Source organism: Clostridium taeniosporum (assembly GCF_001735765.2).
In the GTDB taxonomy this organism is placed as follows: domain Bacteria; phylum Bacillota; class Clostridia; order Clostridiales; family Clostridiaceae; genus Clostridium; species Clostridium taeniosporum.
The window spans coordinates 16,755-43,682 of record NZ_CP017255.2 but is presented as its reverse complement, the minus strand read 5'-3'; the positions used below and the strand labels follow the sequence as shown (position 1 = coordinate 43,682).

Here is a 26,928-nt window from a genome sequence, read left to right as displayed (position 1 = left end):
AAAATATCAATTAAACACTCTCTTTTGTTTAGAAAATTAAATTTAGTTGATAAAGTTATGAATTTAGATTAATATATAATAATCTAGTATTTAAACTAAAAAATAATTTTAGTTTAGTGATTTAGTATATAAGTTCTAATTAAGTTATTACATATATAATCTTTTGTAGAATTTTTATAGAAAGTTATGTATTTAATTAATAATATCTAATTAGAATAATATATATCATAAATTTTTTTATATAAGTTCCTCATGATACTGGTAATTAACAAACTTCATTGGAATTTATATATAATATTAATTTTACTATAAATTTATAGAGGGAAAAAAATGAACGAAAAAAGACAAAAATATAAAGTAGTATCTTTATTTTCTGGAATTGGTGGTTTTGAGGATGGGTTGAAACGTTCTAATATAGAGACCGAAGTTGTTTTTTCTTCTGAAATTGATAAATTTGCACAAAAGTCTTATCTTGCAAATTATTCTAATCATAATTTAAATGGTGATATAACTAAAATAGAAGCAAAAGAAATTCCTAATCATGATATTCTTATGGGAGGATTTCCTTGTCAAGCGTTTAGTATAGCGGGAAAAAGGAATGGATTTGCTGATACTAGAGGAACACTATTTTTTGATGTAGCACGTATAATAAAAGAAAAACAACCGAAAGTGGTATTCTTAGAAAATGTAAAAAATTTAGTAAGCCACGATAATTCCAATACAATAAAAGTAATTTTAAATACATTAAATGAACTTGGTTATACAGTAGATTTTACCGTGATAAATTCTTCTGAAATGGGAGTTCCACAAAGTAGAGATAGAACTTATATAGTAGGAATAAAAGATATTAAAAAAGAAAAATTTAAAGAAGATTATAGAAGTAATAAAATTAATAAATTAAAACAAGAACTTAATGGAAAAGATTTCAGTGGATTTAATTTTTTTGATAGTTTGAAATCAATAAATAGAAGAATTTTTATAAAAGATATTTTAGAAAATAAAGTTGATAAGAAGTATTTTATAGATAATGAGAGAGTTAAAAAATATTTAAAAAATATTAATATTAATGATACTGACGAAGAAATGAAAATTATTAAAATTCTTGATTTGCCAAGAGAAGTTCATAACGATCAAGAAAGGCAAAGAAGAGTATATTCTGTAAATGGTATTTCCCCAACAGTTCTTGCAAGATCTGATTCAACTAAGATACTAATTAAAGAAAAGGAAGAATTAAGACTTAGAAAATTTACTCCTATAGAAAATCTACGAGTACAAGGGTTTGAGGAACAGTTTATTGATAAACTTAAAAAGTCAGGCATAAGTGATACTCAACTTTATAAACAATCAGGAAATGCTGTAAGTCCACCAGTTGTAAGAGAAATTTTTAATCATATAGACAAATTTATTAATTTTAAAAATATAGACAAGAAAATTAAATTTATAGACTTATTTGCTGGATTAGGTGGTTTTAGGATAGCATTAGAAAATAATGGAGGAAAGTGTGTATTTTCTAGTGAAATAGATAAATACGCAAGAGAAACCTATAAAAATAATTTTGGCGAAGAACCATCAGGAGATATTATTCAAATAAAATCAGAAGAAATTCCAAATCACGATATCCTTTGTGCAGGTTTTCCTTGTCAACCGTTTTCTATTGCAGGAAAAAGATTAGGATTTGAAGATGCAAGGGGAACATTATTTTTTGAAGTTGCTAGAATTTTAAAGGATAAAAGACCAAAAGCGTTTATTCTCGAAAATGTAGCTGGTATTGTTAGTCATGATGAAGGTAAGACGTTAAATACTATTATATCAATACTTGGAGAATTAGAATATTCAGTAGTATGGAAAGTACTTAATGCGAAAGATTATGGAATACCACAAAATAGAAATAGATGGTATTGTGTTGGGGTTGATAAGCGAATATTTAGCAATTTTTCAGAAAAAGATATATTTCCAGCTAAAACAAAACTGGCAACTTTTATATCTGATTTTATTGAAAAAAATGTAAATTCATCTTATAATGTATCAGAAATTGCTAAAAAAAATATGGAAATACATATAACAGCTTTTTTAGAAAAAGGAAAATGCAAAGAAAATCAACCTATAATTGCAAATAATATAAGACCATCTAAAGTATCATTTAGTGCAACTGGAATATCACCTTGTCTAACAGCTAAAATGGGTACTGGTGGCAATAATGTACCGGTAATATATACATTAGGCAGAAAACTCACAGAAAAAGAATGTCTTAGAATAATGAGTTTTCCAGAAGATTATAAAATAAAGGCTAATTATAGTCAAACTTATAAGCAATTAGGAAATAGTGTTGTAGTAAAGTTGATTGAACAAATTGCTAAAAATTTAATAGTTTTTTTAAAGAGCAGATAAATTGAGCCATATCTTGTTAAAGGTATGGCTTTTAATATATAATTTAAATCATATATTAAAACTAAAGGAGAATAATTTATGGGGGAAAGAGTTATAGGTTCAAATTCTCATGGATTTAATAATGAGAATTTAATAGTACAATCATTAAATGGACAAAAGCTAAAAAATCTAAATTCAAATTTAAAAAAGTTTATAAAAGACATATGCGTAGATAATAAAATATCAATTTCAGATAATATGATTGTAGGAGCTAGGATAGAATCTAACAATAAATTAAAACAAGATTTTTACATAATTTTAGAACAAAAAGAATTTGGAATTAGTCTGAAAATGGGAACTGGTAATAGTGTACACCAAGAAAAAATAGAAGAATTTATTGAATGGTTGAGTAAAATTTCAATAGAAGAAGTAACGAATGAAATAAAAGATTGTTTAAGATTTTTTATTTGGGCAGATGGTTCAACAAATGGACAAGCACCAATTGTAAAAGATGAAGATGGAAATATTATTGGAAGATTTGGTAGTAAAGAGTTTAAAAAGTTCTATCCAGAAAAAAGAGAAAAATTGCAGAAATTTTTAGAAAAGAATGTAGCTATTATTTTGAATAGAGCTATATTTCAAGGAAAAAACAATAGTAAAGTAGACTATGTTTACCATGGAAATCCATCAAATGGTGTATGGATTTCAAAACAAGAAATTTTAACATTTAACATTCAAAATCCTAAATCAAAAGATACTAAAAATGTACCAACTCTTAGTGTAGGAAAATTGACAGTACAAGCTTGGAATGTAAGTTTAAAAGGTAATACTGAAAATAAAAGAGGGCAAATACAGTTTAAGTATAGTTCAATGATAGATGATTTTGAAAAGCTTATGCTTATGAAAGCCAGTAACATAGGAACATTTGAAGGTGATAAAGAAGAGTTTAATTTATCAAAATTTATGAATAAAAATAAGAAACATAAATTTTGGAAAGTACTTTCTGCAAAATGTAATTTAGAAGATAACAAAGATAGTTATTATATAGTAAAAGTTGAGGGAAACAAGGAATCAAAACTTACTGGTAAAAAGGTTAAATGTAAAACTGACGATTTTATTATAAAAGCTAATCTTAGCAAAGATTATTTGTTACAATGCGAATATCAAATAACAGAAAAGGATTTAGCTAGTATCGTAAATTATGATATAGTTGAAAACTCTGGAATATCAGTAAAAAGAGCTGATTCACAAAAATATACAATAATAAAACTAACGAATAATACTTTTAAGAATGCTTTTGAAAAATATATAGATGGAGTAGAATTTATTATAGCAGGACTACTTGTATATACTGAAAAAGATAAACTACAAAAAAATAAAAAAATATTAGAAGATTTAAAAATTGAAGAAAAAGATATAAAATTATTTTATTCAAAACAATATGGAATTAACGATAATGGAATTTTAGATAAAGAATTTATGAGTAAAATTAGTAAAAAAGCTAAGATAGTTGTAAAAAAAATCATAGAAAATAATCCAGATTTAAAAGCTAGTTTATTTACTGGAAAAGGATGGTTTGAGAATCCTTATTTCATAGATTTTATATTTAAAAATGGGGAATTGACTTTTGAAATTTATACAGACTATACTATAAGCAATGGTTCAGGAAGAAGTAAAGGAATTTATACTATAATTTTAAAACCACACTAATAAACTTATAATCTTATAAGAAATTATATGGTTTTTCAAGCTTAAAAAAATCAAAATTAAAGGCTAAGTACTAAAAAATAAGTGCTTAGCCTTTTGCAAACGAAAGCAATTATTCATGGTAAATATTCAGACATGTTTTCTATATCTAGAAGTAATATCGATGTTTGTCAAGGTAGTTGTCGCATAAATTCCAGAAAATTTATGTTGATTACTCTTCCACTATTTTTAGAACTATATCCATTTCATTTATATGATCTTTATTAAGCAAGAACAATCTGACATTTTGCCAAATATTAATTATTCAGAGCATTATATGCATTAGCAAGTCCTTGTCCATAATATTTACTTGAACTATCTACACCTAAACTATCAGCTGTTCTACATATTTTTCTTTTTACCAATTTAGGTGTAATATATTTGTTTTTACAAATAATAAGAGCTGCTATAGCTGATACCTTAGGTGCTGCAATTGATGTTCCATTTACAAATATGTAATCACCTTCAAGTGTTGTAGTAAAACACATATTTTCTTGTGATAACTCTATATCATCTTCACTCATGTCTAATAAATCTCCTCCTGGTGCTGAGATATCTATAAAATCCTTACCATAATTTGAATATGGTGCAATCTTATCATCTTTTGAAGTTGCAGAAACATTTATAATCCCTTTAATACTACCTGGTACTTCATATGTTATTCCACTATATTTGAAACCATATTTCCCATTTTTTTTATTGAGATAGTCAGTTAATTTCTTTTTATTAGAACAATCTAAACCATCGTTTCCTGCTGCTGAAACTACTGTAACTCCATTTTTAATAGCATATTCAATTGCTCTTTTATATAAAGAATATTCTGCTGTGCCATTACCCATATCATATTTAATTCCTGTTTTGGGATCAGTCCAATAAGATTTTCCTTTTAGTTTGAATCCTCCAATACTTAAATTAATTACTTTAACTCCATCATCAGTTGCTTTAATTATTGCTGATGAAATTATTGTTGCATTAGTGTCTCCATTTTCATCAAGAATACGATAACTTTTAAATCCTATATTTGGAGCAACACCTTTTATTTTACCATTACCAGCTATAATGCCAGCTATTTCTGTTCCATGCCCTAGTCTATCATCTATATCATTTGGATCTCCTGTTTCAGAATCATTATTATTAAATCCCTTAGGGACTAAATTCTCTCCACCTAAAAAATTATCTGCTAAATCTGGATGATCTACATCTATACCTGAATCAATAATTCCAACAACAATATTATGATTTCCTGACTCTAAATCATAACTTTTTCCGTTGTTAGTTACCCTTTTGACATCCCATTGATATTTATCATCCAAGTTATCAGTTATACCGTGAGAATGATTTTTAAATTGTGCTGGTTTTATTTTTTTCTCACTTTCCATTTTAATGATATGATTTAAGGATAATGATTTAACACTAGTTTTTTCTTTAATTTTAGGTATTAATTCAGCTTTACATTGAACTTCTACTGAACCTAAATCTAAAAATTCATTTAATACTTTTCCTCCTGATTCACTTATAATATCTTCAACATCTTTGTCAATACTATTATCATTAAATAAAATAATTAATTCTACATTTTTTGATTTTACTTCTGCTGCATTTGTTCTAACATTAATATTTAACACAATAAAAAATAATGCTAATATGGTAATTAATCTATAAGATATTTTGTATTTTCTTATCTTTTTCATATATAATCATATCCCTTTCTGTCTTCTTTATTGCACTGTTCTAATATTACAAATAGAAAAATTATATATTGATTAATGTATTGCTTTGCTTTGCTAATTCTTGATCATGTGTAACAAAAATAATAGTCTTACCTTGTTCATTTAATTTTTTTAAAATGTCAAATACGATATCTCTGTTTTTTTGTCTAAATTACCTGTTGGTTCATCTGCAAAAATAAATTGACATTTTTTTAAAATGATACGAGCTAAAGCAACCCTTTGCTGTTCTCCACCACTAAGTTCAAATATTCTCTTTTTGTTATATCCCTCAAGATTAACAGATTGAAGAGCTTTGTTAATCTCTTTTGGCTTATCTAAATTTTTTTGATATTCTAGAGATATAGCTAAATTCTTTTCAACCGTTTCATTTTCTATCAATGCATAATTTTGAAATAAATATCCAAATGAATTTCTTTGCATTAATAAAATTTGTTTCTTATTTGGATTTTTTATATCATTAATTATTATATCTCCCTCATCTGGTTGCTCTAATAAGCCTATTATATTAAGCAAAGTAGTTTTACCCTTACCACTTTCACCTGTAATACATATAAAATCTCCATCAGCTATTTTTAAATTAAATTTATCTATCACTTTCCTTTTGTTAAACGATTTTGAAACATTCTTAATCTCAATCATAATTAATGCTCTCCTTTTATAATACTATTGAAAGATTTTGCTGCTAATAATCTATCTATAATCGATGCTACCAAAAATTCTATTAAAATTAATACTATTCCCGTTAAAATTATTTTACTTCCATACATCATTGTCATAATTACTACTGGAATTATATTAATTAAGAATAATAAAAGTATAAATATACGATTTTTTCTGAAATTACTATAACCAAACAATTTTTTTATGTATAATTTATACTTATTTTTTTCATAATAACCAGCTATCAAATTATAGGTAATTATTAAGTTAGAAATAAATAAAATAACAATGAAGGTTATAAGATTACGCTGTTCTTTCTGCAATTCTTGAATTTCTTTACCGTGCTTATCATATACTGAAACCACCTTTTGAAAAGATGATTGTAAATCATATTTGGCAATTATTGGGAATATTTCCCCGAATGGATCTTCAGTATCTGAGTAAAAATAAAAACTATTAGTCATATATGAGAAACAATATGAACTATCTACATTATCTGTATATATTACAGCAATAGGATCATTAACTAAATTTTTTTGTTCTGGTTCAATTGATGACTTATAAGAAAAGTAGTTTTGATTGTTTTTTACATAAATAATATTAACTTTTAAATTTGACTCAATAGTTTTGTTCAGGTCTAAATTCAATTCTTCATTATAAATGTTCTCTACTTTTACTTTTTGAAAGTAAAAGTAATCAAGATAATTTTTTCTAATTTCTTGTTCATAAATCTGAAGTTTTTCTGGAACCAAAATATTAAGTACATTGTCATTATGATTAATTTGATTAACTATAGATGAATCAACAGATTCAATATAATTATATTTTAGATAATTCTCATCTATAGTTATACATTTGCCATATGGTGAAGTTTCTGGAGATTTACCTTCAGAGTCTAACTCATAGTTATAGCTCTCATCTTCCTTATTATAATTAGAAGCTCTAATTATAAATGCATCCTTTGAATCACTCATTTTCTTATAAAATTCTTTCATCTTTTTACTTACTTCAAAATGTTTCTTCATTTCATTTTCTCCAGTATAAGTTACTACTGTAGTATATAAATTTTGTGCCTTCTCCCAATTAGATAAACCCTCTAATTGTTGATTCAATATGTTTGATTTAATTACTAATTGATTAATAGAAAATAATAAAAATAAAACAAAAATAATTTTTAAACTATAATGCATAAAGTTAACAATACCATAAGCTCTTTTACCTTTAATCACACTTAATTTATTTGATTTTTTTAAATGTATTATGATAACAAAAAATAATATACAAATAGATATTAAAATATATAAAATTGCTAAAGCTCCAAAGTAAATTGATAGCAATCCAAAATAATTAAAATTATTTATGGATATATAATAAATACTGCACATAATGTATGCTATAACAGTTCCAAGTATCATTACCTTTATTAGTTTTTTACTCATACTACTCAAAATTTTAGTTATACTAAATCCATTTATACATAAAATTGAAACTTCTTTTAATTGATCAACAGAGTATTGCACAATAGCAACTAGAACACATAATGATACTAATGCCATAGTACCTAATACCTCTAAGTCAATTTTAATATTTGAAGAAGTAATTGAATCAAATATCTTAGCACTTGCTACATTCTCATTTAAATCACTTACTATATCATTAAGTATCTCTTCATTGGTTGTAGAGATATAATAAATTCCATCACCACTAAAATTATTATTTATATCTATATTTTTTATTATAATTTTAGTTTTAGGGTCTATTCTTTGAAATGTTCCACTTTGATTTAAATCTTCTGTATAAGTATTACTGATAAATTCATTAGAATTTTCATTTGGAAATCTTCCCTTAGTTAAACTTACTTTTTCATTTAAACTGGGATCTGATGTATAAATAACAATATTATTTTTATCTTTAAATACATATTTTGAAATACTAACATGCTTTTTTTTACCTAAATCTTGTATATACTTTCCAAATTTATTTGAATGCTCTCTAGGTGAATCAAAATTAAGAAGGATACTAGTTTTGTTTTGGAATAAAATATTGTTCATTTCTTTATCTTTAAAAATATCTAGACCGCATATTGATATAACTATTAATTGAAATGTAAATAATAAACATATAACTTTTTTCATATTATTCTCCTTATTGAATAAGGAAATATGAATAACATAATTCATACTTCCTTATTAATATTACTAGTTGTCTTATATTGTTTATGCTTTATGATTATAAAATGATTTGTTAGTACCCCAGAAAGTCCATTCTGCAGAAGCTGGACTCCATTCGCCTGCTGGTTGCCAACCACCGTCATCAGTATCGCCTTCTCCATTAATAACTGACGCATAACCTTGTTCTGTATAATGTTTATATTTAGATATTACCTCACCATTTTTTTTGCCTCTAATCCAATATCCACCAGACTTTTCACTTGATTTTACTCCAGTTTGTGTTTTATCACTAATAACCTCATATCCACCATTTCCACTATTTGCTTCTGAAGCAAATACAGTTGATGTTGTTGGTGCAAGAATTGCTCCCACTGCTAATAAAGATACTATTCCTTTTTTTAATTTGTTGTTCATATTTCATCCTCCTAATAATGTAACCTATTTAATTCCAACTAAGAATTAAATTAAATTTTTATATTTATTGTTGTTTACAGGTATAATTCTACCTTCTAGGAAGCAAAAAAATTGAAATTAATAATCAATTAACAAATTTATATAATATGTGATTTTTTTTTTGAGTTTATTATCATAATTTTAGCGTTTAAACTTTTTATATTTATTTAAGAATAAAATATCGCTATAAATTTAAAAATATTTTTTACTTTTAAAAGTTTCAATTCTACAATAGAAAATTTACAACACTAAAAAGTTACATTAATTTGTTATCAAAAACTTTTATATGGAATTCGTTATTAGAGAATTTTCTAGGTTTTTCATATCCAGCAAAGTATAAAGTATTTTTAGTTTTATATCTTTTACTTCCTATTTTTTCTACCTTCCATCCTTCATAAACTTTCATTTATAAACTATTTCTTCAATAGCATTGAAATTGAAATTACTCTGGTCTATACTATTAATCATATAAATCCTTAGTACAATATATTTATATATTGTACTAAGGATTTATATAGTTGAGAATGTATTTTTTAATTATTTGGGATATATTCCTTCATTTTTGTTAACTTTAACATTTTATATTCAAGAGTAAAGAAGGTGAAAATAAAGCTCTTAGAAGATAGCAGGTTCTCAATATATTAAAGATGCTGCAAAGTCAGTTAGAGTTAATGAGAATAATTCATACAAATCTTTTTATTCCAGCAGTCCTTTAAGCAATCTAGTAGCAACTAAGCACTCTTGTCCATTTATCATATGAACTACTCTATTACTTCTATCTATTTCTTTTATATTATCTTTGTTAACTAAAAAAGATCTGTGACATCTGTAGAAACGCTCATCTAGTTTTGATTCAATATCTTTCATCTTTGCATAAAATTCAATTTGCCTATCTACTGCATGAATAAGTACTTTATGTATAATATTTGAAGTTTCAAAAAATAAAATTTTGCTATATTCAATATTTATAATTTTATCTTCTACTTTAATGGTAAAGTTTTTTTGCATTTCTGTTACCTTTGAAGAATACTTTTTATGCGCATTTAAAATACACTCATGTATTCTTTCTTTTACAGTTTCATAATTATCTTTTATGATATAATCCATTGCTTCTACCTTGTACATAAAAGTAAGATAACTCATTTCTGCATGGGTAGTTACAAACACAATAAACCCCCTTGGGTCATACTCTCTTATCATTTCTGCTAATTTTATACCATTTATATTAGAATTTAAATCTACATCTAAAAAGTATAAACCAGAGATTGTATTTTTCTTCAAATATTCTATAGTTTCTTCTGGACTTTCTGTAGATAAAACAATTTCCATATCTAAATTTTCAATCATAATACTGTCTTCAATATACTTTGTAATTCTTGTTCTCTGTTCTGTATCATCTTCACAAACCATTATGCTGAGCATGTCTTTAATTCCTCCTTAAATATTAAGTTAATGCACATTCAAAAATGAAACATCATTACTTGCCATTTTGCAAAATACACTTCTTTCAATGCCTAACTATTTAATATTTGTAAATTTTGAATAAATTCCTGATTTTTAATACTGGTGTCAAAAGATATATTCTTATAATTGCTTACAATTTCTCTTAAATTACTAAGTCCAAGGCCCCTATTTATTCCTTTTGTTGAAAATCCTTTTTCGAACATCTTATAAATAGGTGGATTCTCTTTCAAGCAAGAATTTATAATCAAAATTATGATAGAATTTTGATTATTTATGATACCGAGCTTAAGACTAGGGGCTTTACATAGCACCGCTGCCTCAATTGCATTATCTAAAAGTATTCCCATAGATCTGCATAAATCTATAATATCCATATTTATAAATTCAATAAACTCCATGATGTCAATAAATACATCTATACCTAATTCCTGTGCTCGAATGACTTTTGATGATAATAAACCTTTTAATTCGATAATCTTAATATTTTGAAGCTTATCAAGCTTAAAATTTTTCCTTGAAATATTATCATTTAAGAGTAATATTTTTGTATTAAAGAATTTATCTAATCCTTCTAAATCCTTTTGTTCAATATATCCTGTCATGGAAGATAGTATATTTATATAATCATGCCTAAATTTTCTCATATCATTGTACATACTCTCTAAAGTGGAGGTATACTCTTGTAATTTTTGAAATTCAATTTTTTTATTTTTAAACTCCATTTCCTTTTTTAAATCAGTATAAAAAACATATGTAATTATAATTGTAGATATAAAGTAAGATAAAAATAATATACTATCCAAACAAACTATTAGATTATCTATATGTGAAAATTTCATCATCATTGCACTGATATAAAATATTAAGCATGTTAGTACAATGTGTGTAAAGAGTACTACAGCAAATTTGTTTTTAAAATTCACTATTTCCAAATCAAATTTTAATTTTTTTAAGATATAAGCAACAAGAGAACTAATTAAAAAAGCAATAAAAAATAATACTAAATGCATGGAGATAAGTGTAATTTTATTGCTTAGAATTTTATCAATATCTTGATTCAATACTTTTATAAAAAAAGTGCCTTGTATTATATCTGATAGAATAAAAATTATAATAGAAAAAAAAATTGATATAAAATTTTTAATTATTTGTTTATCTTCCAAGAACAGTAAAATCATCATAGTTATTAAAAATAGAGGGATTGAAATCATCTCAAAATTTAAACACCCAATACCTGCTACCAAATACACAATAGCTAAATTTTTAAGAAAATTCTTCTTCTTAAATTCTATTATTTTTAAATTATAAGTGACAAGAACAAAAGTAAGTATAGATATAAATGAAGTAATTACTTTTATATTCATAATTCCTCCTATATTGTCTTTAAAATATAAATTTTGTTTAAATAAGTAAAAAAAGTAGTTTATATTATAATTTTACAATATAAACTACTTTTTTACAACAAATAGAAACAGGTGTATAAAACTTGTTTTTATTCTTCTTCTAATCTTAATAACTCTTCTGGGAACTTAGTTTCATACATTGCGCCAGCAAAACAGCATGACTCTGTAGAATATTCAGCAATTTTCACAGATAATTCTCCAAGTTGATGTAATGATGCATCAATTAAAGTTTTAATGAATGGCTTCTTTATAACGTTCATAATTTTTATATCCCCTTCCAAATAATTTATATATAATGGGAGTTATGGTTATTGACTCACACAATACTCCATAGCTAATATAAAACTTTAAATCAGAGTCATTTATACTAAATGACAGTATCATTAAAATACATGCTGAGAATAGGGCTTTCATTTTAAGTTTGCTTCTTAATTTCTTTCCAAGCAAAGGTCTTGCTTCTGTATCTGCTGGAGAATATAAATAAAGTAAAAGTATTACTTGGAAAAATATAATTAAAATTATATAATTTGTAATATTTAAAAATTTAGGTATACATGCACCAATAAAAAAGCAAAGAGAAGTTGTAATTGTACAATTTATACTACCTTTAGCATGTACACCAAAAGCATAACGTCTTATAAGCGCAAAGCTTAACATAATGATTAAAGTTCCCTTGAGTATTCCTAGAATTTCAGCCATCATAAGAATTAAAAATATTTTAGATAAATTAATAACCAATACCTCTAGTCCATACTTCATTTTTACAAAATGCAAATTATCTGTTTCAGCTTGGTTATTGATTTTTGTTGCTAATTTAAAAGCAATCTTTTCTGCCAATTTTTTTTTAATTACGTTAACTTCCATAATTGTTCCCCTCTTTTGCTTATTTAGATGAACATCAAAAATATTAGGCACAATCAAAAAAATAACAAGTCCATTTGCCAGCATATTTTCCATCATAAATGAAGCTTGACTCGTTACGCTCACTGAGTAAGCGATTCACACAAAATCATAGATTTTGGTTCTCTGCTCATCGGCAAATTGTCATAATAGACCTACTATGAGAGCAATTCGTCTCCCTACCTGATGAAAAATATTCATGGCAACTTTAGACTTGTTATTTATTTTCATGTACGTTATTTACTTTTATTTTTTAAACTGATATATTCAAAAACTAAAAGTAAAAACATTCCTCCCAATATAATTCCTTTAATAAATAGATTCATTGGAATAAATATTGTTACAATAAAAATAAATAGTTTTAATATTAGCAGCAGAATTAAATAATTTTTCATATAACTATCTCACTAATTCTTAATTAAATATTTAATATTATTATAATATACTAATATTAAATTCTTTCCAAATTCTAATAAATGACTTTATTTAAGTAATAAACGTATGTGTGGTACAGGAACTATTTGTATAAAGAATGGAAATAACTTAGAAATATGTTACTTTTGATACATGTAACATAATAGTTAAAGTCTATATATTTACTTTGTATTTCTATTTTTACTATTATCTCTTGTCATAGATTATCTCTCCTTATTGTATCTCTTACGATAATAACATTTGAGTCTAAAATACATTCTCTAACAGAACAAGGCTACATTCTTCTATTAATTACCTGACTCTAGATAAATGTAAATTATTAGCCAGAAGTGTAGCATAAAAAAGTTTGACTTTTTATGTTCAAAATATTGACATAAGACCAAATACCAAATGAACCACATGAGATTTATTTAAAAACTTAAATCTCATGTGGTTCATGCTTGAACAATCTTACAACTGAATAAAATAAAAAACTTCAATAAACTTTATTTTTACAGCTCTGTACTTTAAAAGCTTAGAACCATGTAATAAATGAACGGAATCCTCTGTATTGAGCTGCAACATTTGCTAAATCATTATATAATTTTAAAACTGATTCTGGAGCTTTAAAATTATGATATCGCACATATGTTGTTATATCATTGGTCAATTTTGTACAAACTAATCTGTACTCTTCTCCATTTTCTAATTTATCTTTATATGATGTTAAAATATGAGTTAATTCTTGATTATTTTTAACTTTCGGATCATCTAATGTTTTTTGTAATTCGTTTATTAAATTATAATATTTTTTATTCATTTTATTATAACCTTTCTAGGTAAATTATTTTTATCTATGAGCCCAAAGTCCATTTTGTATCGAACCATTTACAACAATTTGACCAATTACTGCCTTTGCTTCTTTCCAGTCAACAGTTCATGTTCCAGTCTCACCATCACAAGAAACACCGTTTACATATTTGGTAACTTTTCCTCCAGAAACTTGTTGTAATTCTTTAACATTTAATTCTTTAAATTTTTTCATAAAAATACCTATCGTAGTTAATTTTAATATTTATGTAAAGTATTACCACAATGCAATAATACTATAAAATTACGCAAAATTCAACAAAAAAATTCCAAGATTTAAACTAGTTTTATCACTATTATAATCTGTTATCTTTTATTATATAGATTTATTTACATCATCTAATTTACTTTTTATATCTAACGCTGACTTATTTTTATATTTAGCTAAATCAGCTTTTGCACCTTGTAAAACTTTTTATGTAATACTAATTTGATTATCATAATCATTAATTAATTTCTTTTTTACTAAATCTACTTTTGTAATAAAATATATAAGTACTATATTAATAATACTCGTTTCATTATATTTTTTAAATTCATTATATGACTACGAAAAAGAAAGCTAAAACATTATGAGATATATTATATATGATTGATTTGGAAAGATAATATAAGTAATTGTTTAATACAAGAATAATTACTTATATTATTTTAAGTTTAAAGAAAAAAGTAATTAGTATATAATGATTTTAGGCACATGAAATAAAATAACAAGTCCAAAACTTACATGAATATTTTTCATCAGGCAAGGAGACAAAGTAGTATCATAAAGAGAGTTTAACACACACTTTATTATGACAGGAAGTTATTTAGGAAGAGTTGTAATGCAAAAGGAAAAATAGATTTTGCTGTTTATTTTAAAGGATTAACAGAAGGTGGAATTGCGAATAAAATATATACAATTCCTATATACTTATTACCTAGATTTAATTTTGAAGAATTAAAAAAGTAACTAAATGAAAGATATTATATCCTGGATCTAATATGATTATTAATGAGATGTATTATTGAGTTATATTTTTTAATGTTGCAAACATTAGTGGAGGATAATATTATGAGCAATAAAAATCTTAATAATAAAGAAAGTCTAAATAACAAGCTTGTTAATATAATTGTTTCTATCTTATCTATTGTAATAATATGTGCGGGTATAATTTGTGTTATTGAATGGAGAAAAAGAAATGATTTGATTTTTATTATAGTTGGATTCATTAATATTTTAGGTATTTTATTTAACATATACCTTTTTTCCAGATTAAAATCAAAAAAGTAGGGAATTATATTTAGGGGATGTAGTTATATTTGCATTTACACAAATCTAAATACATTCCCATAAGTAATTAACAAATAAAAATACCTGGATTAATCCAGGTATTTTTATTTAGCCTTCAGCAATAATTTCATCATCTGAAGATTTAAGTAATTCATTTTTTATATATTTAAATATAGCATTTTTTCTTTTTATAACTTGAAAATAGTTTAATCCTTTTTTTAAGGCATATTCTTTAAAAGAAAATCCATTGTAATAAACTAAGAAAATAAGCTCTAAATCCTTTGGATCTAATTTTGATATGATTGATTGAACTTCTAGAGCTTTTTCTTTTTTTATAAAATCATCTTCTAAATTAATGTTACTTTCAAATAATTCTGTAAAGTCATTCATTGAATTACATTCTTTAATTGGTGCATTAATACTTAAAGTATTTTTATGCTTTTTATTATTTCTAGCAGTACATCTCATGCAGTTTTTAATTGAAGCATAGACATAGCTACAAAATGAGTTTGATCCATTTTTATATTTATCTACTGCATTAATTAATGCAATGTATCCAATTTGCACTAAATCAAAGGTATCATAATTTTTTATATTAAAACTTTTAGCTGTTTTAAATATAAATGGTTTAAACTGAATCATAAGTTTTAATAGAGCTTCATCATCTCCCTTTTTAGCTTCTATAACTAAATTTTCAATTTCTTTAAAATTCATAAAAACCCCATCCTTTTCTAAATCTTATAAAGGCATTTTTAAAGTAAATAACTAAAGTTAATTCTTCTTATCTTTTTTATACTAAATGTTTTAGTAACTGCAGTATTAATAGCTATGACTTCCTTGTCTAGCTTAAAAAATTTTATGAATCTTTAATTAGTGATTAACTTTACACGCCTAATAATAAATATGCACGAAAAGGAAATAATGATTGCTTGTACTTATTAATATGATATAGTATAATTATACCATAAAATGTAAACGAATAGGAAATGAAAGCTTGTGAAATAAAGAGTTGTAATAATTTTTATTGTTATGACTCTTTATTTATGCATATGAAAATAAATAACAAGTAAAAGATGCTATTTATTTATTTGAATGTGCCTTATGACTAGGATAGGTAAGTTGGGAATTTAAGTGTTAAAATTATCATATGAAACTAAAGTGAATTTAGTAAAAAAGTATAGTTCTTTTGCTTACCTTCAATGAAAATTGAAATATTATAAATTTATTATCCTAAACTAAAAAGATTAATTATATGTTACTCTTTTAGCCATTAGAATGTCTGGTTTTCCAAAACCATTTGAATCTGGTATTACACCAACTATTTTATATCCAAGTTTTAAACAGAATTCATAAGTATTATGGTTTAAATTTTTTATATTTTCTATTTGCTTAAAAATGTCTGTATATATATCTTTTCCACTTAGACTTGTGCTATTACCCTCATCTTGTGTACCTAAAATAATTGTGATTCCTCCTCTTAAAGCAACTAACTTTTCTAATTCACCAATAAGCAATTTTCCAATGCCATTTCCTTGATTTTCTTTACGTATTACTAAAGGTTGGATTTCCCAAACATGTGCATTGTATTCTTCAACACCACAAATCCATCCTAATACATTATTATTTTCATCTACTGCAATTATACTAATTTTACGTTCATCTATAGAATTAAATACTGCTTTCTTTGCAATTTCAATATTATAAAAGTCTTTAAAATTAGTTTTAAGTAGCATTGCGCATTGTTTTATGTAATTTTTATTTTTTGATAATAATGGAATAATTTTCATGATAAGTTAACATTCCTTTCAAAATATTTTAGAACATACAAAATAAAAGTTAAAACTAGTTTAAGTTTTATCTTCTAATATTACCAAGTATTAATTCGTCAATAAATTGAAAATTCCTCCATAAATAAATATATTTTTATAATTTGTATTTTTATTATAAAAATATATAATTATGTATTATTATATATTTACAAATTAAACCATTTGGATTAATATATAACAGTAGAAATGTTGCAACATTTTAATAATAATTTATTTAGGAGAATCATTATGAAATTAAAATTTTTGAGTCTATTTTTAGCATCAAGTATGTGTTTTACAGCTTTAACTAGTACAGCATTTGCGGCAGATATTAAATCTAGTAATTCTTTTGTTAAAGAATTACAAAGCCAATTAGAAAACAACGAAACAAGCTGTGATTACTTAAATCAAATGAATGAAAATATAGAAAAAAGTAATATTTCTACCCATAATAATAGGAGAAAAAGATCATTAGGTAATCCTTTTAATATGATTATAAGAGCAACTCAAACAATGAAAACAGAACAACTAAAAATGAATAAAATTTTAAATGAAATAAATATGAAGAAACAATATCAAACTGTTAGTACTATAACTACTCAAAAGCCTAAATTAACAGTATTTGGTGTTTATTCTTATATCGAACATGGAACTGTTCATAAAGATTATAATGAAACTATTCATAGGAGTAATTTACCACTAAGTATACTTACTTACCAAGAAGGTTATGGAGAGATAACAGGAGTATCAATAGATGGAGTTGCAATAAAATCAGCTCTAGTAGCCAAGGGACAAATAGATGAAAATCAACCTATTGATGATGTTTGTGCACAAGTTATAACTTTAGATGAATCACTAATAAGTAATTTAAGTGATGGCTCACATTCTATTGAAGTAAGTTGTACAGGCAAAAACAAAAATATTACAGATAATTTAACATTTATTCTAGCAGATTGATATAATAATAATTTTTAAAAGTATGGGAAGGGTTAGCACCAATAAACCATACTTTTTTTTGTTTAATCAAATATAAAAATAGAGTATGTTTTATTTACTAAAATTGAATAGTGTGATATTTATAATTTATGTTATAATTAGCTAAAATATAAATTGAAATTTAAAATATAAAACAGTTTAGAATAATTAGAAAATAACTTTAATTCTTAATGAAAAGAGTATTTAAAGATGAATTGTTTAATTAAAATATGCTCAATGTTTTTTTAGAAAGGAGTAGTGTTTATGAAATGGGAAGATGTTAGAAGAACATATCCGAATACCTTTGTGAAGCTTCAAATATTAGCTTCGCATTTAGAAGGAACTAATAAAATTATAGATGATATGGCAGTTATTAAAGCTATAAATGATAATAAAATCGCAACAAAAGAGCTTATGAATTGTAGTGAGGGAACAGTAGTTTATCATACAGCTAACGAAAATATAACTATTGAAGTGAAAAATATTAGAGCTTATAGAGGTAGAATATAATGAAACTAGATTATAAAGAAGGACTATTATTTGCATCTATAGAAATAACATATAAAGGCCAGTCAAAGACAATTAATAATGTAGTTATTGATACAGGTGCATCAGGCTCTATTATTTCACCTGATTGTGTAGATGATATTGGAGTATATGCAGAAATGAATGATCGAATAATGGAGTATTATGGTGTTGGAGGAAGTACTCACAGTGCTTTTGTAAAAAATATAGATGAAATTAGAGTCGGAAGTAAAAGCATTAGTAATATAGATATAGATTTTGGATTGATAGACAATAGTGGAGAAATAAATGGATTAATAGGATTAGATGTTCTTGTTAATCTTGAAGCTATAATAAATTTAGAAAAATTAACAATAGAAATTTAAATTGTTGTAATTTGTTACAGGTTTGTTTTGACAAAATGATTTATAAAAATTTAATACTAAAAAATATCGCAAATCTATTTTTAGCTATGAATAGATCTGCGATATTTTTTTTAGAAAGTCTTTAAGACTTTCTGAAAAAACTTTCCACTTTTAATTTCATTATGATATTTATTAAAACCTGAAAATAGGGAATTTTCTATATTGTAATGATAAAAGGTTACTAGTTATAAGAATAGAATAAGTTAAAGATAAAGAAGGGGTTAAAAGTTTGTATAATATTAAAAAATATTGTATTATATAACTAATAAAAATCCAAATAAATCCATATAAAAAAACAAGCCCCCCTAAAGTGTACATAGCCTGAGAAACTTAAACACTATAGGGAGTACTCAATAAATTTTTATAATTTTATATAAGGAATTGTACAATATGCGACATATTAAGTCAATAATTGAGTTAAATATATGCTTGTAAATGTTTATTTTAATAGCCATTTATAAGCTTTTTTTTGTTTTTTATTATGGCATAAGAAACAAAGGGGGAAACAAATTGCTTGGGGCAATTAGAAAATTGACAGAAAATATAGAAGATACTATTGAGCCTAAGTATAAAGAAGTAGCTGTAAAAAATATTTCTATGTTACATAATAATGATGGATTTATTACTATAGCTGCTAAAAAAGGAAAGGATGATAGATATTTTAAAGGGCAGAGCTAAAAAGGAGGAGATTTAAATGGAAACAATTTTACAGGTGAAAAATTTAAGTAAAAAATACAAAAATAAAGAAGTATTAAAAAATATAAATATGAATGTATTTAAGGGAGATATATATGGCTTTATAGGACCTAATGGTGCTGGAAAGACTACAACTATAAAAACAATCTTAGGTTTATTAAAACCATCTAATGGAGAGGTCTATGTAGAAGGAAAAAATGTTGTAAATGATAAGAATATTGGAGCAAATATTGGAGCAATGATAGATTATCCAAGCTTTTATGGAAACTTATCTGGATATAAGAATTTAATGTTGTATGCAAATGTTTTGAACTTGAGTAAAAAAAGAGTAGACGAAGTTCTGGAAATAGTTAAACTATCTCATGCAAAAGATAAAAAGGTTAGCAATTATTCAATGGGAATGAAACAGAGATTGGCAGTAGCAAGAGCCTTTTTAACAAACCCTAAAATTGTTATATTGGACGAACCCACAAATGGATTAGATCCAGAAGGTGTCAAGGAAATGAGAGAATTAATAAAGGAATTAGCTAAGGTTAACAATACTACTTTTATATATTGTTCACATATTTTAAATGAAGTACAAAATTTATGTAACAGAGTAGCTATTATAAATAAAGGAAATATTCTTGTTGAGGATGAGATTTCAAATTTATTAAATAGCAATAGTGAGTCTTATGAAATAATAACTGAGGAAAAAACCAAAGTAAAAGAAATATTGGATGATGTAGCATTAAAGATAATAGATATAGATAATGGTGTAAAAATTGAAATTAATGAAGGAGATTTTAACTTAGTTAATAGCTTAATAGTGAAAAATAACATTAATATTACTACTATTTCAAAAAATAAAAATTCATTAGAAAATTATTTTTTAAACAAGATAGGGGTATAACATGATTAAAAATGAGTTGATAAAATTTTTCACACCGCTAAAGGCTATTGTATATTTGGGTTTCTTGGCAATATTCACAATAATACCGTCTGTACTATTTCAAGATAATATTATAACAGATCCATATGACTTTATTTGTGGAAACATGAACGATGAATTAATACTTGTAATTCCAATTATGTTAGCAACAGTAGTTTCAGATGTTTTCACATATGATTATGAATTAGGCTGTATGAAGTTTTTTATGATTTATAAAAAAAGAGAGAAAGTTTTTGTATCTAAACTTGTTGCCTTGATAATAATATCAGCTATTTTGATTATTGCTTCATTTATGATACTATCTATTGTTTATATTATTCAAAATCCACAAATGGTAAGTGATTTATGTAATCAAGTGCCTTCGATATCTAAAAAAATGTTGTTGTTCATATTAGCAGTAATGCCAATTATATTCATATACTGTTCAATTTCTATAATTTGTAAAAATAGTATGATTATTTCATTGTTAATATTCCTATTAGTAATGATGTCAGATTTATTTGTTAAATATATTGCAGACATAACTCCTACAAGATTTTTTAGAGTTTTTTTAACTAAAGGTACTGCAATAGACAATACTTCAATAATTCTATTCATATCATATTTAGCAATATTCTTATTATTGAACTTAAAAATTTTTTCTAAAAAGGAGATGCTACATTGATAATTAAATTTTTAAAAAATGAACTTATTAAAATGACACATTCAAAGAGAAATTATGTATTAATAGGCTGCTTAATATTTATGATTTTATCTATAGTCTATATAACATTTATGAATCAAAAAAACATAATAAACAATATGCCTCAAATTCAAAACCTTAGCGAAGAACGTAAGCAAGATATTCTAAATATGAATACTGCTGCATATTTAAGATTATTTGCTACAGAATTCGTATTCAGACCAATAGTACCTTATTTCATATTCTTTATGGTTGTATTTTCAGTTGAACTTTTTGGAACTGATCTATTTAGCGGAAATATGAAGTTTTTTATGAATATAGACAAAAAGGGCATCAATATTTTTATTGCAAAGGTACTAAGTTTATTTGTTTATGCACTATTTATAGTAGCTCTTAACATAATTTTAGGATTTGTGCTTAGCTCATTATTTTTTAGTGTCAGCTTTAATGGACTGTTTAGAATTATAATTATTTATTTATCTTCTATTATTCCAGTTGTTACATTTTCGCTGATTATAGGATTAATATCCATGTATATACAAAATAAAAAAGTTAGTTTAGTAATAGGAATTTCAAGTTCAATTCTTTTAACTGTGGTAGATAGAATTACAAATACTAGAAACTTTTCACCAATTGGAATCCTGGGGATCATGGATAATATAAGACCACTTAATATACATTTAAGTCAGTTGTGTATCTCTAATATGGTATCAATAATTTACTTAATTGTATTCTATTTCATAGGGGTATATATATTCAAAAATAGAGAATTTAATTATTAAACATAAATAATATATTTACGTTAAAGGGGGCCCTGGGTGGTAAGATAGTTGTCGTAGAGAGTAATTAATGTTATTCTCGTAAGAGATACAATAAGGAGAGATAATCTATGACAAGAGATAATAGTAAAAATAGAAAATATACAAAAGAAGAAAAAGAGAAGCTAAGGAACTTGAAAAAGACCTTAGAAGAAAAGAAAAAGCTTTAGCTGAAACAGCAGCATTACTAGTTCTTAGAAAAAAGTTAGATGCGATTTTCGGGGAAAACGAGGAAGATTAATCAGCATTGAAGATCGCAGAATTATTGTAGAGCTGATAAAAGAAGCTAATGAAAATGGAGCTAGGTTAATACCAGCTTGTGATGTTGTTGGTATAAGCAAAAGAACTTTTGAAAGATGGTGCAAGCACGGCTCGGTGAAAGAAGATAAAAGAAAAACATGTATAAGACCAGTGCCTAAAAATAAGCTTTCTAAGGAAGAATATCAAAGTGTCTTAAATACTGTAAGCAGACCAGAATTTGCAGATTTACCACCATATTCACATGATTTGAATTCACAAGAAAATCTATGGAATAGATTAGATTAAAAAATTGCATTTTTAGTAATAAAGGACGAGTAAATATAACAGAGCTTCTTAATGATATAATTACTATTTATGATAAATTAAATAAAAATAGATGTATTGAAAAATCAGTTACTTATGATAAAGATTACCATGAATAAGTAAAGCTTTGACTATTTTTATCTATAATATAAGTGAGATTGAAAGTTATATATAATTGCATAATTGGATTTTGTGGTATAGTGTGGTTATAAGACATGCTTATAAGTTAGCTGAATGAATAAATCTCATAAAATTCAGTTTTATGAGATGAATGAAAGGATTAATAATAGATGCATAAATTATTTAATGACAAAGAATTTTTTTCAAGCATGTTTAAAATTTCAACGCCTATCGTTATTCAAACATTGGTTTCATCTTCACTTAATGTTGTTGACACACTGATGATTGGACAATTAGGTTCTACTGCTATTGCTTCAGTAGGATTAGCAAATCAAGTATTCTTTTTACTATCGTTACTTTTAAATGGAATTAGTGGAGGTGCTGCGATTTTTACTTCTCAGTTTTTTGGCAAGAAAGATACAAAAAATATTAAAATAGTTTTTGGATTTTGCTTAGATATATGTTTATTAGTAGGAGTACTATTTTCTATACTAGCCATATTAATTCCTAAAACTATTCTTAAGTTCTATTCACAGGATTTATCTGTTATTAATTTTGGAAGCGAATATTTAAGAATAATGGGTTTTAGTTATATTGTTACTTCAATCACTTTTCCTTATTCAGCTATTTTAAGAAGTATTAGAAATGTAAAAGCACCTCTTTTTGTAAGTGGTTTTGCTTTAGGCTTAAATACATTTTTAAACTATGGATTAATATTTGGAAATTGGGGTCTACCTATTATGGAGGCAAAAGGAGCAGCTGTAGCAACATGTATCTCAAGATATGTTGAGTGTATTATTTTATTATTGTATGTTTATATTAGCAAGTCTCTTCTTGCAGTTAGAATAAAAGAATTTTTTATGTGTAATTTAGAAATATTAAAAGAATATCTTAAAACTACATTACCACTTATCTGTAATGTAGTTTTATGGTCATTTGGAATAACTACATATAATATAATTTATGCTAGGATAGGAACAGAATCAATTGCTGCTGTTAATATTGCATCTACGGTAGAAGGATTGGCATTTGTTGTATTTATAGGTATATCCAGTGCTTGTAATATTATGATTGGAAATAAAATAGGAAGTAATGAAGAAGTTTTAGCTTTTAATTATGGAAAGCGATATATTGTTTTAGGAATATTGGGAGCCATTATAATGGGAGTATTTTTATTACTTGGATCTAATACTATTTTATCTTTTTATAAAGTTTCAAAAATAACATATGAATATGCTCACAATATTTTAATAATAATGAGTTGTGTTCTAGGTATAAAGGTATTAAATATAATACTTGTTCAAGGTATTTTAAGAGGAGGTGGAGATACAAGATATACCTTCTTGCAAAGTTTTATTGCAATGTGGATTTTTGGTGTCCCTTTAACATATATCGGAGCATTTGTATGTCATCTTCCTGTTTATTTTGTTATGCTTTTTGGTATTAGTGAAGAAATTGTTAAACTTGTTAGTGGATCAAGTAGATTTCTTTCAAGAAAATGGATACACAATTTAGTTGAAAATATTTAATGAATCTTAATGCCCAAAGTAGTTATAGAGATATACTTAAAATTTGGAATTAAGTATTATTAAGTAAATAATTTATTTTTCTCCACAATTGTTGATTAATCACTTTTTACTTCAATCTATTAACTTATTTTTCATATTATTAAAAATAAGTTAATAGGTGACTATTCAGCTGTTAAATAAATTTAAAATATATGATACCATTATTTTTTTAAAAGGGGTAGCGTCAGCAAAATGCGGATTTACAACGCTAAGCAGTTTCTGACGCTATAATTAAGGTTTTTAACAACGCTAAGTAATATTTAGAGGTTTTAATCCATTAGATAAGTTGTCATCTGTATATTTAAATTTATACTCCCAGTTTAGAGTCTGTTTGGTTTAGACTCTTATTTTTTTGCAATTAAGTTATATTTTTAGTTAAGATGGTTAATTTATTACATTTTTTATTTATGGAATTTAGATTCTAATTTACTAATCCAATAAATAAGTAAATTTACAATAATATTAGCATAAAATATACATTTTAGGGAATGAAAAGAATGATTTTGGATAAACATGGGATAAAAATATAAATTATTTCCGTTTATTCCTGATTTTTTATGTTTCAAGGAATATGATTTTTAAAGTAAATATTAATGATGAACTAAAGATAAAGAAGGGGTTAAAAGTTTGTATAATATTAAAGAATATTGTATTATATAACTAATAAAAAGCCAAATAAAGCCAAATAAATCCATATAAAAAACAAGCCCCCTAAAGTGTACATAGCCTGAGAAACTTAAACACTATAGGGAGTACTCAATAATTTTTTATGATTTTATATAAAGAATTATACAATATGCGACATATTAAGTCAATAATTGAGTTAAATATATGCTTGTAAATGTTTGTTTTAATAGCCATTTATAAGCTTTTTTTGTTTTTTATTATGGCATAAGAAACAAAGGGGGAAACAACTTGCTTGGGGCAATTAGAAAATTGACAGAAAATATAGAAGATACTATTGAACCTAAGTATAAAGAAGTAGCTGTAAAAAATATTTCTATGTTACATAATAATGATGATGGATTTATTACTATAGCTGCTAAAAAAGGGAAGGAATATATTCAGTATCATTATAAAGTTGATGATTTAACTTATAACATAGGAAAGGCTATAAGTCTTAATGCAAATATATATATGACACCAAATTCTTTTTTTATTCCTAAAAGAAAGATTGAAAATATAAGAAAATTAAATGCATTATACATAGATATAGATTATTATAACATTGAAAATTTAAAGACATATGATCATGAAAAAGTACTTGTAATTTTAGAAAACGATTATTTTGGACATGATGTTCCTGAACCAAGTTTTGCTGTATTTACTGGACAGGGATTAGCAGTATATTGGCTTATTGAACCAGTACCAATAAAAGTACTTCCACTTTGGAATGCAATTCAAAAACATTTTTTGGGCAAGCTTAAGAATATGGGGGCAGATTCAAAGAGCATTGATTCAGCTAGAATAATGAGACTTGCAGGTAGTATTAATCATAAAACAGGAGAAAGAGCTCTGCTTTATATGTATGATGAAAATTTAATTTATACATTAAAAGATATACAAGAGAATTATTTACCTAAATTAACTCCATATGTTAAGAATCCTGCATATAAGGGGAGAGGTAGAAAAGCTAAGATAGTAAATTTTTATACTTTATATTCTCTACATTATGCAAGGCTTAATGATATATTAAAGCTACTTGAGATTAGAGATGGATACTGTAGAAACAATGATGGAATACTTATTGAAACTGGACAGAGAGAATTTATGTGTTTCTTATATAGGTATTGGAACTGCTGTTATTCTAATGATATTAAACAAGCTTTAGAAAATACTTTAGAGTTTAATCAAGGATTTAAAAAACCATTAGACAGTAAAGAAGTAGAAAAAATAACTATTCAAGCAGAAAAAGCTTATGAAGAGTGGATATTAGATAGTCCAAGCGGAGTTTATAAGCGTGGTGGCTATAATTATAAAAATGAAACATTAATAGAAAAATTAAACATTACAGAAGATGAAATGAAATTAATGACAACAATTATAGGATCAAGTGAAAAACTTAGAAGAAAAAATAATAAAAGAAAAATAGATAGAAGAAATGAAGATGGATTAACTAAAAGAGAGCAACAAAAAAGAGAAACAATAAGATTAATACAAGAATTAAAAAATCAAGGGTTAAGTCAAAGTAAGGTTTCAAAGGAGTTAGGAAAAGGTATTAGAACAATAAAAAGATATTGGAATGTATAAATTTTTACTGGTGCCATGAAATGGTCCCTTATATTAATGGGGCGTTAGCCTGTTTCCTTTTTTTTCTGCGGGGAAGGGTTGTATAATATAAAAATCATACTAAATATAAGGAAGACAAAACACGTTCTGATATTAA

General features: G+C 25.2%; 25 protein-coding genes and 1 pseudogene. 13 read left to right on the top strand and 13 right to left on the bottom strand.

The features are described from left to right. The first annotated feature begins 330 nt into the window (after positions 1–330). Positions 331–2,388: a DNA cytosine methyltransferase gene (locus BGI42_RS16440; protein ID WP_242984771.1), complete on the top strand. Its 2,058-nt coding sequence runs from the start codon at positions 331–333 to the stop codon at positions 2,386–2,388. Positions 2,389–2,466: 78 nt separating this feature from the next. Further along, the gene (locus tag BGI42_RS15025; protein ID WP_069681149.1) at positions 2,467–4,077 is read left to right on the top strand and encodes a hypothetical protein; all 1,611 of its coding nucleotides are present in this window, start codon (positions 2,467–2,469) and stop codon (positions 4,075–4,077) included. Positions 4,078–4,370: 293 nt separating this feature from the next. Here the strand turns inward: BGI42_RS15025 and BGI42_RS15020 are convergent, their stop codons facing one another. The 11 genes and pseudogenes from BGI42_RS15020 to BGI42_RS14975 all read right to left on the bottom strand — a co-directional run bounded on the left by BGI42_RS15020 (position 4,371) and on the right by BGI42_RS14975 (position 14,353). Then, positions 4,371–5,804, bottom strand: a complete 1,434-nt coding sequence (locus BGI42_RS15020) for a S8 family peptidase (RefSeq protein WP_069681148.1) — start codon at positions 5,802–5,804, stop codon at positions 4,371–4,373. Between the two features lie 61 nt (positions 5,805–5,865). Further along, a pseudogene (locus BGI42_RS15015) lies at positions 5,866–6,482 on the bottom strand (putative bacteriocin export ABC transporter). 2 nt (positions 6,483–6,484) lie between these two features. After that, on the bottom strand, positions 6,485–8,638 hold the full coding sequence (locus BGI42_RS15010; RefSeq protein ID WP_069681146.1) for a bacteriocin-associated integral membrane family protein: 2,154 nt from the start codon (positions 8,636–8,638) through the stop codon (positions 6,485–6,487). 81 nt (positions 8,639–8,719) lie between these two features. Continuing rightward, positions 8,720–9,088 carry a lactococcin 972 family bacteriocin gene (locus BGI42_RS15005; protein ID WP_069681145.1) on the bottom strand — a complete coding sequence of 123 codons (369 nt, stop codon included), beginning with the start codon at positions 9,086–9,088 and terminating at the stop codon, positions 8,720–8,722. Positions 9,089–9,383: 295 nt separating this feature from the next. Further along, on the bottom strand, positions 9,384–9,533 hold the full coding sequence (locus tag BGI42_RS16115) for a hypothetical protein (protein ID WP_158523410.1): 150 nt from the start codon (positions 9,531–9,533) through the stop codon (positions 9,384–9,386). Positions 9,534–9,823: 290 nt separating this feature from the next. Then, positions 9,824–10,549, bottom strand: coding sequence for a LytR/AlgR family response regulator transcription factor (locus tag BGI42_RS15000; protein WP_069681144.1), 726 nt, complete (start codon positions 10,547–10,549; stop codon positions 9,824–9,826). 92 nt (positions 10,550–10,641) lie between these two features. Further along, positions 10,642–11,955: a sensor histidine kinase gene (locus BGI42_RS14995; protein WP_069681143.1), complete on the bottom strand. Its 1,314-nt coding sequence runs from the start codon at positions 11,953–11,955 to the stop codon at positions 10,642–10,644. A 128-nt stretch (positions 11,956–12,083) separates the two neighbouring features. Continuing rightward, a complete protein-coding gene (locus tag BGI42_RS15985; RefSeq protein WP_125461025.1) occupies positions 12,084–12,254 on the bottom strand; it encodes an AgrD family cyclic lactone autoinducer peptide in 171 nt (56 codons plus the stop codon). Next, the gene (locus BGI42_RS14990; protein WP_084023919.1) at positions 12,226–12,954 is read right to left on the bottom strand and encodes an accessory gene regulator B family protein; all 729 of its coding nucleotides are present in this window, start codon (positions 12,952–12,954) and stop codon (positions 12,226–12,228) included. Before BGI42_RS14990 ends, BGI42_RS15985 begins: the two co-directional genes overlap by 29 nt. A gap of 889 nt (positions 12,955–13,843) precedes the next feature. Next, positions 13,844–14,128: a bacteriocin immunity protein gene (locus tag BGI42_RS14985; RefSeq protein WP_069681141.1), complete on the bottom strand. Its 285-nt coding sequence runs from the start codon at positions 14,126–14,128 to the stop codon at positions 13,844–13,846. Positions 14,129–14,245: 117 nt separating this feature from the next. Next, complete coding sequence (locus tag BGI42_RS14975; protein WP_084023918.1) at positions 14,246–14,353, bottom strand: bacteriocin; 108 nt, start codon at positions 14,351–14,353, stop codon at positions 14,246–14,248. A gap of 879 nt (positions 14,354–15,232) precedes the next feature. Between BGI42_RS14975 and BGI42_RS14970 the strand changes: the two genes are divergently transcribed. After that, entirely contained in the window at positions 15,233–15,451 is a 219-nt protein-coding gene (locus tag BGI42_RS14970; protein WP_069681140.1) for a hypothetical protein, read from the top strand. Between the two features lie 108 nt (positions 15,452–15,559). Here BGI42_RS14970 and BGI42_RS14965 read toward each other — a convergent pair whose 3' ends face one another. Both BGI42_RS14965 and BGI42_RS14960 read right to left on the bottom strand, forming a co-directional pair. Then, complete coding sequence (locus BGI42_RS14965; RefSeq protein WP_069681139.1) at positions 15,560–16,165, bottom strand: sigma-70 family RNA polymerase sigma factor; 606 nt, start codon at positions 16,163–16,165, stop codon at positions 15,560–15,562. 530 nt (positions 16,166–16,695) lie between these two features. Continuing rightward, positions 16,696–17,238 carry a GNAT family N-acetyltransferase gene (locus BGI42_RS14960; RefSeq protein ID WP_069681138.1) on the bottom strand — a complete coding sequence of 181 codons (543 nt, stop codon included), beginning with the start codon at positions 17,236–17,238 and terminating at the stop codon, positions 16,696–16,698. Positions 17,239–17,508: 270 nt separating this feature from the next. Here BGI42_RS14960 and BGI42_RS14955 point away from each other — a divergent pair, with 270 nt between their 5' ends. The 10 genes from BGI42_RS14955 to BGI42_RS14915 all read left to right on the top strand — a co-directional run bounded on the left by BGI42_RS14955 (position 17,509) and on the right by BGI42_RS14915 (position 26,792). Beyond that, on the top strand, positions 17,509–18,216 hold the full coding sequence (locus tag BGI42_RS14955) for a hypothetical protein (protein WP_069681137.1): 708 nt from the start codon (positions 17,509–17,511) through the stop codon (positions 18,214–18,216). 282 nt (positions 18,217–18,498) lie between these two features. Then, positions 18,499–18,744: a hypothetical protein gene (locus BGI42_RS14950; RefSeq protein WP_069681136.1), complete on the top strand. Its 246-nt coding sequence runs from the start codon at positions 18,499–18,501 to the stop codon at positions 18,742–18,744. Beyond that, complete coding sequence (locus BGI42_RS14945; RefSeq protein ID WP_069681135.1) at positions 18,744–19,124, top strand: retropepsin-like aspartic protease; 381 nt, start codon at positions 18,744–18,746, stop codon at positions 19,122–19,124. Before BGI42_RS14950 ends, BGI42_RS14945 begins: the two co-directional genes overlap by 1 nt. A gap of 549 nt (positions 19,125–19,673) precedes the next feature. Further along, complete coding sequence (locus BGI42_RS14940; protein WP_192875410.1) at positions 19,674–19,841, top strand: hypothetical protein; 168 nt, start codon at positions 19,674–19,676, stop codon at positions 19,839–19,841. A 16-nt stretch (positions 19,842–19,857) separates the two neighbouring features. Beyond that, positions 19,858–20,751, top strand: a complete 894-nt coding sequence (locus tag BGI42_RS14935; RefSeq protein WP_069681134.1) for an ABC transporter ATP-binding protein — start codon at positions 19,858–19,860, stop codon at positions 20,749–20,751. A gap of 1 nt (position 20,752) precedes the next feature. Then, positions 20,753–21,454: a hypothetical protein gene (locus tag BGI42_RS14930; protein WP_069681133.1), complete on the top strand. Its 702-nt coding sequence runs from the start codon at positions 20,753–20,755 to the stop codon at positions 21,452–21,454. Further along, positions 21,451–22,254, top strand: coding sequence for a hypothetical protein (locus BGI42_RS14925; protein ID WP_069681132.1), 804 nt, complete (start codon positions 21,451–21,453; stop codon positions 22,252–22,254). Before BGI42_RS14930 ends, BGI42_RS14925 begins: the two co-directional genes overlap by 4 nt. 411 nt (positions 22,255–22,665) lie before the next feature. Then, positions 22,666–22,836: a hypothetical protein gene (locus tag BGI42_RS16110; RefSeq protein WP_158523409.1), complete on the top strand. Its 171-nt coding sequence runs from the start codon at positions 22,666–22,668 to the stop codon at positions 22,834–22,836. Positions 22,837–23,144: 308 nt separating this feature from the next. Further along, positions 23,145–24,503 (top strand): MATE family efflux transporter, encoded by a 1,359-nt coding sequence (locus BGI42_RS14920; protein ID WP_069681131.1) that lies wholly within the window; start codon positions 23,145–23,147, stop codon positions 24,501–24,503. 954 nt (positions 24,504–25,457) lie between these two features. Beyond that, the gene (locus BGI42_RS14915; protein WP_069681130.1) at positions 25,458–26,792 is read left to right on the top strand and encodes a replication protein; all 1,335 of its coding nucleotides are present in this window, start codon (positions 25,458–25,460) and stop codon (positions 26,790–26,792) included. The last annotated feature ends 136 nt before the right edge of the window (positions 26,793–26,928 follow it).

Excerpts from the sequence above, each read along its gene's own strand:
- BGI42_RS14965 (WP_069681139.1), bottom strand. The coding sequence starts at position 16,165 with ATGAATTTTAAAGAAATTGAAAATTTAGTTATAGAAGCTAAAAAGGGA.
- BGI42_RS14960 (WP_069681138.1), bottom strand. The coding sequence starts at position 17,238 with ATGAAAATTATTCCATTATTATCAAAAAATAAAAATTACATAAAACAA.
- BGI42_RS16115 (WP_158523410.1), bottom strand. The coding sequence starts at position 9,533 with ATGAAAGTTTATGAAGGATGGAAGGTAGAAAAAATAGGAAGTAAAAGA.
- BGI42_RS14935 (WP_069681134.1), top strand. The coding sequence starts at position 19,858 with ATGGAAACAATTTTACAGGTGAAAAATTTAAGTAAAAAATACAAAAAT.
- BGI42_RS14975 (WP_084023918.1), bottom strand. The coding sequence starts at position 14,353 with ATGAAAAAATTTAAAGAATTAAATGTTAAAGAATTACAACAAGTTTCT.
- BGI42_RS15000 (WP_069681144.1), bottom strand. The coding sequence starts at position 10,549 with ATGCTCAGCATAATGGTTTGTGAAGATGATACAGAACAGAGAACAAGA.
- BGI42_RS15005 (WP_069681145.1), bottom strand. The coding sequence starts at position 9,088 with ATGAACAACAAATTAAAAAAAGGAATAGTATCTTTATTAGCAGTGGGA.
- BGI42_RS14955 (WP_069681137.1), top strand. The coding sequence starts at position 17,509 with ATGAAATTAAAATTTTTGAGTCTATTTTTAGCATCAAGTATGTGTTTT.
- BGI42_RS14990 (WP_084023919.1), bottom strand. The coding sequence starts at position 12,954 with ATGATGGAAAATATGCTGGCAAATGGACTTGTTATTTTTTTGATTGTG.
- BGI42_RS15020 (WP_069681148.1), bottom strand. The coding sequence starts at position 5,804 with ATGAAAAAGATAAGAAAATACAAAATATCTTATAGATTAATTACCATA.
- BGI42_RS14985 (WP_069681141.1), bottom strand. The coding sequence starts at position 14,128 with ATGAATAAAAAATATTATAATTTAATAAACGAATTACAAAAAACATTA.
- BGI42_RS14920 (WP_069681131.1), top strand. The coding sequence starts at position 23,145 with ATGCATAAATTATTTAATGACAAAGAATTTTTTTCAAGCATGTTTAAA.
- BGI42_RS14970 (WP_069681140.1), top strand. The coding sequence starts at position 15,233 with ATGAGCAATAAAAATCTTAATAATAAAGAAAGTCTAAATAACAAGCTT.
- BGI42_RS16440 (WP_242984771.1), top strand. The coding sequence starts at position 331 with ATGAACGAAAAAAGACAAAAATATAAAGTAGTATCTTTATTTTCTGGA.
- BGI42_RS14945 (WP_069681135.1), top strand. The coding sequence starts at position 18,744 with ATGAAACTAGATTATAAAGAAGGACTATTATTTGCATCTATAGAAATA.
- BGI42_RS15985 (WP_125461025.1), bottom strand. The coding sequence starts at position 12,254 with ATGAACGTTATAAAGAAGCCATTCATTAAAACTTTAATTGATGCATCA.
- BGI42_RS14950 (WP_069681136.1), top strand. The coding sequence starts at position 18,499 with ATGAAATGGGAAGATGTTAGAAGAACATATCCGAATACCTTTGTGAAG.
- BGI42_RS15010 (WP_069681146.1), bottom strand. The coding sequence starts at position 8,638 with ATGAAAAAAGTTATATGTTTATTATTTACATTTCAATTAATAGTTATA.
- BGI42_RS14995 (WP_069681143.1), bottom strand. The coding sequence starts at position 11,955 with ATGAATATAAAAGTAATTACTTCATTTATATCTATACTTACTTTTGTT.
- BGI42_RS14930 (WP_069681133.1), top strand. The coding sequence starts at position 20,753 with ATGATTAAAAATGAGTTGATAAAATTTTTCACACCGCTAAAGGCTATT.
- BGI42_RS15025 (WP_069681149.1), top strand. The coding sequence starts at position 2,467 with ATGGGGGAAAGAGTTATAGGTTCAAATTCTCATGGATTTAATAATGAG.